Here is a 7,331-nt window from a genome sequence, read left to right on the forward strand (position 1 = left end):
CATCCGGCTCGCAGCTCAGGTGGATGCCTTCCTCGGCCGCGCCCGCTACCAGCGCGCCACCGCCGTTACCGCTGACGGCACCAGCTCCGAGGAGAGCACGGTGCGGCCCGGTCACCGCAACGGGCACTGTCCGACCACCGTCAAGACCACCTCAGGGCCGATCACCATCGCCCGCCCGAAACTGCGCGGCACCACCGAGAAGTTCGCCTCCCGCCTGTTCGGCACCGGCATCACCCGCACCCACGCACTGGAGACGCTCGTCATCGCCTCCTTCGTGCGCGGCCTGTCCGTGCGCGACGTCGAGGGCGCGCTGGCCGATGCGCTCGGCCCCGAGGCCGCCCTGTCCAAATCGACGGTCTCGACCATCTGCCAGGCCATCGTGGGCGAGTACGACGCCTGGTGCCGCCGCGGCCTGAGCACGGTGGAGCTGGACTACCTGTTCCTGGACGCCTCCCACTTCAAAATGCACGACGGGCAACGGGCCGAGCCGCTCCTGGCCGCCTGAGGCATCACCACCGCCGGCAAGCCCGTCTTCGTCGGCCTGGCCGCCGCCGCAGCCGAGTCCACCGACACCTGGCACGACTTCCTCACCGATCTGAGCGCCCGCGGCCTGCGCCCGCCGCTGCTGATCGTCTCCGACGGCGCACCCGGCCTGATCAGCGCCGCCGAGCAGGTCTTCGCCCACTCGCTGCGCCAAAGGTGTCTCGTTCATCGCGCCCGCAACGTGCTGGCCAAGGTCAGCGCCGGCGACCAGGCCGAGGTGAAGGCCGCCTACTGGCAGATCTTCGACCTCACCGAGCTGGGTGAGAACGTCAAGCCCGGCCAGCACCTCGTCGACTGGGTGCAGCGGCGCATCGACACCTTCGCCGAGGCCCGGGGCGGCCGCTATCCGGCAGCGGTCAAATGCCTGCTCGCCGACCGCCAAAGCCTGACCACCCACCTGCGCTTCCCGATCGAGCACCACAAGCGCGTGCGGCATTCCAACTTCATCGAGCGCACCTTCGGCGAGACCCGCCGCCGCGTCAAGGTCATCGGCCGCTTCCCCGGCGAGACCAGCTGCGTCTCACTGGTGTGGGCCGTGCTCGACCGCGCCGCCCGTGGCTGGCGCGGCTTCACCATGACCAGCAACGGCCTGCGCATCCTGCAAGACCTCCGCCGAGCCCTGCTGCACCCGCCCGCTCAGCTCCACCCGACCGGCGACCCGGCCTTGGCACCCGTCACCGAGGCCGCCTAAGATCCACTCACCGCACCTACCTCGTCGAGCCTTTTACACCGCTCCGAGGACGCGACCGTCAAAAAACGCCTGCCCGAGTGGGCTGGCATCCTGGACCGGCATTTCCCGGCCGGCGGCCGGTGATGCTGAGGACTGAGGCAACGGCGCCTATTCCGTCCAGGTCATGGCGACTGGGCAGGACCAGATGTGCTCAGCGCGTGCCGGGTCGCTTGTGGTCACCTCGGCTCCTCGTCGTCGGACGAGCCCGCGTGGGCGGCGCCAGGGAGCCGGCCGCAGGCCCGCCAGGCATCGATCGCCTCATGAACCAGACGCAGGCGCTCGCTGCCCGCCCCGGGACCGGAAGCCTCGTCCGGAGCCGTGAACGTGGGGTCCTCCTTGTCCATGCCAGCAAGTATGTCACCGACAGTCTCCGTCGTGGGTCGCGTCCTCGCCGGAGCGGCTCTGTCCCGTAATCGATGGTGGCGCTGAGTGATCAGCTGCCAGTCTGGGCCATGTCGAAGATCGACGATCTTGCGGGTGTGGTGTTTGCGGGTTTGTCTGCCCTGGTCATCGAGGGTGTGGAGGACGAGGACGACCTCATTCGGGTCATGGCCAGAACGCGCGATGAGCCGGTACCGTGCCCGGTGTGCGGGACGCTGACCGGGCGGGTGCACGGCTACTACAGGCGGACGGTGGCCGATCTCCCCATCGGGGGTCGGCGGGTGGTGGTGTCGGTAGAGGGACGGCGTCTGCTCTGCCCGGTATGGGAATGTGGCCGGCAGACGTTTCGTGAGCAGGTGCCCGGGCTGCTCGAGCGCTACCAGCGTCGAACTCGTCGGCTCACGGGCCAACTGGGCGCCGTGGTCACAGAGCTGGCCGGCCGGGCAGGAGCTCGGCTCTCGGCGGTCCTGGCCGTCGCGGTCTCCAGGTCCACGGCACTGCGCCTGCTCATGCGGTTGCCGCTGCCACCGCTGCGGATCCCACGCGTGCTGGGTGTCGATGACTTCGCTCTCAAGCGCCGCCACCGTTACGCCACCATCCTCACCGACGCCGAGACCGGCGAGCGGATCGATGTGCTGCCCGGCCGCGGTGCTGACGTCCTGGAGGCCTGGCTGCGATTCCACCCCGGGGTCGAGATCGTCTGTCGCGACGGGTCGGGCGCTTATGGCGAGGCGATTCGACGTGCCCTGCCGGATGCGGTGCAGGTCAGCGACCGGTGGCACCTGTGGGCGAATTTGTGCGGCAAGACTCTCGCCGAGGTTCGTTCTCACAGCGCCTGCTGGGCCACGGTTAACCCGGCCCGGCCCGCCGGAGTGCGCGAACAGACCACCCGCGAGCGTTGGCAGCAGATCCATGACCTGCTGGACAAGGGCGTCGGCCTGCTGGAGTGCGCCCGCCGCCTGAACCTGTCCCTCAACACCGTCAAGCGCTATGCCCGCACCCGCCAACCGGACGCCCTGCGTCGTGCTCCGCGCTACCGGCCCACCCTCGTCGATCCTTACCGCGATCACCTGCGCGAGCGGCGCGCCACCGACCCCGCCGTGCCAGTCCAGCAGTTGTTTCGTGAGATAAGAGAACTCGGCTACACCGGCAGCCTCAATCTGCTCTACCGCTACATCACCCAAGGCCGAGCCGAAGGAGAGCGGCCCATCACCACCCCGCGCCGCCTGGCACGCCTCCTGCTCACCCACCCCGACCGGCTACGCGAGAGCGACGCCCAACTGGTGCAGGAACTTACCGCAGCCTGCCCCGAACTGACCGCCCTCGCCCGCCATGTTCGCGACTTTGCCGCGCTGCTCACCCCTGCCGACGGCAACGACGCCAAGCTCACCGCCTGGATCACCACCCTCCGAGCCGCTGACCTTCCCCACCTGCACGGCTTCGCCAACGGCCTCGAACTCGACCGCGCCGCCGTGAACGCCGCCCTCACCCTTCCGCACCACAACGGTCGAACCGAAGGCGTCAACACCCGCACGAAAAGAATCATGCGGCAGATGCACGGCCGTGCTGGCTTCGACCTTCTGCGCCACCGCATCCTGCTGCAGTGAAGATCACTTAACGCCACCACCGATTACGGGCCAGAGTCCGGTCACTGGTGTAACTCCTGATCAAGGAGAACGCACCTGATGAGTACTGTGATCCAGGCATCGACGGAGATCGACCTGGAGGACGCCGGCGTGGCGCGCAAGCAGCCCAAGGACATCAAGGCCAAGGAATCGGATCGTGAGCTGGTGGCCCGGCTGGTCGACCAGGCCCGCGCCGAGGGCGTGGAACTGGTCGGCAAGAATGGGCTGCTGGGCCGGCTGACCAAGCTGGTGCTGGAGTCCGCGCTGGAAGGTGAGATCACCGACCATCTCGGCTACGACAAGCACCAGCGCTCCGGCGGCGAGACGACCAACAGCCGCAACGGCACCCGCTCCAAAACCGTCATCACCGACGTCGGGCCGGTCGAGATCACCGTGCCGCGCGATCGGGACGGCAGCTTCGAGCCGAAGATCGTGCGCAAGCGGCAGTGCCGCCTGTCCGGCGTCGATGAGATGGTGATCTCGCTGGCCGCCAAGGGGCTGACCACCGGTGAGATCTCCGCGCACCTGGCCGAGGTGTACGGCGCCGAGGTGTCCAGGCAGACCATCTCCACCATCACCGACAAAGTGCTGGACGGGATGGCCGAATGGCAGAACCGGCCGCTCGATGCCGCTTGAGTTCCATCGGTGATTGCGAACGTTCTTGAGAAGGGGATGTTCGATGCCTCGGTGGGCCCACAACAAGATGCCGCTTTCGGTGAACAAGCGCTACTTCGAACTGCTGCGGGAGGGGTACAAAGGTGCGGCGGCCGCGCGTGTGATCGGCGTGTCGGCCAGCTGCGGCTCGAACTGGTTCATCGATGCTGGCAGCATGATCGTCGATGACCCACCGGTCGCGTCACGGTTCCTCACCCAGGATGACCGGATCGCCATCGCCGATGGACTGCTCGCCCGGCGAAACGTCAAAGAGATCGCTGCGTCCATCGGCAAGAGCTTCCAGAGCGTGTATCGCGAGATCAAGCGGAGCAGTAAGCCCGACGGTCGCTACGAACCGTTCTGGGCGTACAACCAGGCGTTGCTACGGCGCCGCCGCCCCAAGCCCGTCAAGATCGAGGCCAGCCGATCGCTGCGGGCGCTGGTCCGGTGCAAGCTCCAGGACAAGTGGTCACCGCAGCAGACCTCCCGGTTCCTGACTCGCACCTACCCACAGAACCCGGCGATGCGGGTGTGCCCGGAGACCATCTACCGCGGCCTGTTCGCGGGTTTGCTCGGCCGCCAGGCCGGCAGGCTGCGCACTGGCCGCGTGCGGCGCAGACAGCAACGCCGTGGCGTTCCGAATCCCAGCACGATCAAGAATATGAAGCTGCTCACGGAGCGGCCGCTGGAAGTCAACGAACGTAGCACCGTCGGCCACTGGGAGGGCGACCTGATCATCGGAGGTGCACAGGGCTCGGCCATCGGCACTCTGGTCGAGCGGGTCACGCGCTACACCCGGCTCATCCATCTGCCTTCCGGGTGGAAGGCGCCTCAGGTCCGCAACGCGCTGATCACTCAGACCGCCGACTTCCCCGAACAACTCCGCAGGACCCTCACCTGGGACCAGGGTCGGGAGATGACACTGCACGAGGAAATCGCCGCGCTCACGGGCTTCGACATCTACTTCTGCGACCCACACTCGCCCTGGCAGCGCGGCACGAATGAGAACACCAACGGGCTGCTACGTCAGTACTTCCCCAAAGGCAGCGACCTGTCGCGACACACCGCACGAGACCTACGCGAGATCGCCTGCCAACTCAACCACCGGCCCCGTCTTGTTCTCGGCGACAAGACACCGACCGAGGCCATGAGAGGATGGCTCACACCAGCTCTGACCAGCTAGTTCGCATCCACTACTGGAAACCACCCCGTCTACCCGGTGATCTTCATCGACGCCATCCACGTCAAGCTGCGTGACGGCCAGGTCGCCAACCGGCCCGTCTACGTGGCGATGGCCGTCACCGTCGATGGCGAACGCGACATCCTCGGGCTGTGGGCCGGCGACGGCGGCGAGGGCGCCAAGTTCTGGCTGCACGTGCTCACCGAGATCAAGAACCGCGGCGTCGGCGATGCGCTGATGGTGGTCTGCGACGGGCTGAAGGGCCTGCCGCAGGCCATCGAGCAGATCTGGCCGCAAGCCGTCGTGCAAACCTGCGTCGTGCACCTGCTGCGCGCCTCGTTTCGATACGCCGCCCGCCAGCACTGGGACGCCATCGCCAAGGCCCTCAAGCCTGTCTACACCGCCCCAACCGAGGCGGCCGCGCTCGAGCGCTTCTTGGAGTTCGCCGAACTCTGGGGCGGTAAGTATCCGGCGATCGTGAAGTTGTGGGAGGACGCCTGGGCCGAGTTCGTGCCCTTCCTCAACTTCGACACCGAGATCCGCCGGGTGATCTGCTCGACCAACGCCATCGAGTCCGTGAACGCGCGGATCCGCCGGGCGGTCAAGGCCCGCGGCCACTTCCCGAACGAGCAGGCCGCGCTGAAGTGCGTCTACATGGCGATCATGAGCCTGGACCCGACCGGCAAGGGCCGCAAACGCTGGATCACCCGCTGGAAAGCCGCTCTCAACGCCTTCGCCATCACCTTCGAAGGCCGCCTGACAGTGATGATGTAGATGAGCGCTTCCCGCCAGGGTCTGACCCATCGCCTGACTGACCTCGGGTCCTCAACGGGATCTGTCGTCCCTGGCCGGGAAGCGCTCATATGCACCCACCGGACGTGGCGCCTGTGACTTCATAGGAGCCTGGCCAGAGGCCCCATCACTGTCTTGTCCGCGTCGCCTAGCTGGTGCGTGCCGCCCTGCCCCCGGTCGAGACGACAGGACGACGATGACCCCCATTACAGCCGAGAACGCGCCGATCAGCGAAGTCGCCGGCGGCGTGGACACCCATCAAGACACCCACACCGCAGCGGTGATCGACCTGGTCGGACGCGTGCTGGGAACCGAGCAGTTCCCCGCCACCCCCACCGGATACAGCGCCCTGCTGGACTGGATGCGCGCCTTCGGGCAGCTGAGGCGGGTCGGAGTCGAAGGCACCGGCGTCTACGGAGCCGGCCTCACCCGCCTGCTCCAGGCCGAGCACATCGACGTGATCGAGATCGACCGGCCCAACCGCAAGACCCGCCGCTTCCAGGGCAAGTCCGACCCGATCGACGCCATCGCCGCCGCCAAGACCGCCCTCGCCGGCGACCGGACCGGCACCCCCAAACAGCGCGACGGCCGCATCGAGGCGCTACACAACCTGCGCATCGCCCGGCGCAGCGCCATCGACCAGCGCGCCGACACCCAACGCCGGCTCAAAGCCCTGATCATCACCGCCCCCGACGCGCTCCGCCAGCAGCTACGCGGCCTGTCGATCACAAAACTCATCGCCACCTGCGCCGCCCTGCGCCCCGACCGCGACGACGCCGCCAGCCCGGCCACCGCCACCCAGATCGCACTGCGTTCCCCAGCCCGCCGCCACCAGCAACTCACCGTCGAGATCGCCGACCTCGACGAACTGCTGGATGCCCTGGTGGCCGCGATCAACCCCCGTCTGACCGCCGCCCACGGCGTGGGCACCGACACCGCCGGCCAACTCCTGGTCACCGCCGGCGAAAACCACGACCGGCTGCATGGTGAAGCCGCCTTCGCCATGCTGTGCGGCGTCGCACCGATCCCCGCCTCCTCCGGCAAGACCACCCGCCACCGCCTCAACCGCGGCGGCGACCGCCGAGCCAACGCAGCCCTCTACCGCGTCGTCCTATGCCGACTGCGCTGGGACCCCCGCACCCGCGCCTACATGGAACGACGCACCCAAGACGGCTTGTCCAAGAAAGAGATCATCCGCTGCCTCAAGCGCTACATCGCCCGCGAACTCTACGGGCTGATCACATCAAACGATCAAGAACACTCGACTTGACATCCATAGGAGCATCCCCGACCACCCGCTAATCAAACGAAATCGAGATACACCACTGACTGGACACACCCTCACCCCCTGATGCCGTTACTGGATGGGGACTTGGAGGTCGGGGAACGGGCCGATCTTGACTTTGAGGGTGTCGGCGGTGTCGGG

Annotated in this window: 3 protein-coding genes and 4 pseudogenes; 6 read left to right on the forward strand and 1 reads right to left on the reverse strand. The window is 67.4% G+C overall.

All coding sequences use genetic code 11. The features are described 5' to 3' along the window. Positions 1-13: 13 nt before the first annotated feature. Positions 14-1,234, forward strand: a pseudogene (locus tag ABD844_RS44535) (IS256 family transposase); the annotation flags it as partial. A 215-nt stretch (positions 1,235-1,449) separates the two neighbouring features. On the opposite strand, the gene ABD844_RS44540 reads toward ABD844_RS44535, so the two are convergent. Continuing rightward, positions 1,450-1,617, reverse strand: a complete 168-nt coding sequence (locus tag ABD844_RS44540) for a hypothetical protein (RefSeq protein ID WP_344893071.1) — start codon at positions 1,615-1,617, stop codon at positions 1,450-1,452. A 108-nt stretch (positions 1,618-1,725) separates the two neighbouring features. Between ABD844_RS44540 and ABD844_RS44545 the strand changes: the two genes are divergently transcribed. From ABD844_RS44545 to ABD844_RS44565, 5 genes and pseudogenes are all read left to right on the forward strand, one after another. After that, a complete protein-coding gene (locus ABD844_RS44545) occupies positions 1,726-3,261 on the forward strand; it encodes an ISL3 family transposase (protein WP_425568758.1) in 1,536 nt (511 codons plus the stop codon). Positions 3,262-3,339: 78 nt separating this feature from the next. Next, a pseudogene (locus ABD844_RS44550) lies at positions 3,340-3,906 on the forward strand (transposase); the annotation flags it as partial. A gap of 52 nt (positions 3,907-3,958) precedes the next feature. Further along, positions 3,959-5,116, forward strand: coding sequence for an IS30 family transposase (locus ABD844_RS44555; protein WP_425568759.1), 1,158 nt, complete (start codon positions 3,959-3,961; stop codon positions 5,114-5,116). A gap of 27 nt (positions 5,117-5,143) precedes the next feature. Continuing rightward, positions 5,144-5,887, forward strand: a pseudogene (locus ABD844_RS44560) (IS256 family transposase); the annotation flags it as partial. A gap of 223 nt (positions 5,888-6,110) precedes the next feature. Then, a pseudogene (locus tag ABD844_RS44565) lies at positions 6,111-7,207 on the forward strand (IS110 family RNA-guided transposase). The last annotated feature ends 124 nt before the right edge of the window (positions 7,208-7,331 follow it).

The organism is Nonomuraea antimicrobica, assembly GCF_039536965.1.
Taxonomy (GTDB): Bacteria; Actinomycetota; Actinomycetes; order Streptosporangiales; family Streptosporangiaceae; genus Nonomuraea; species Nonomuraea antimicrobica.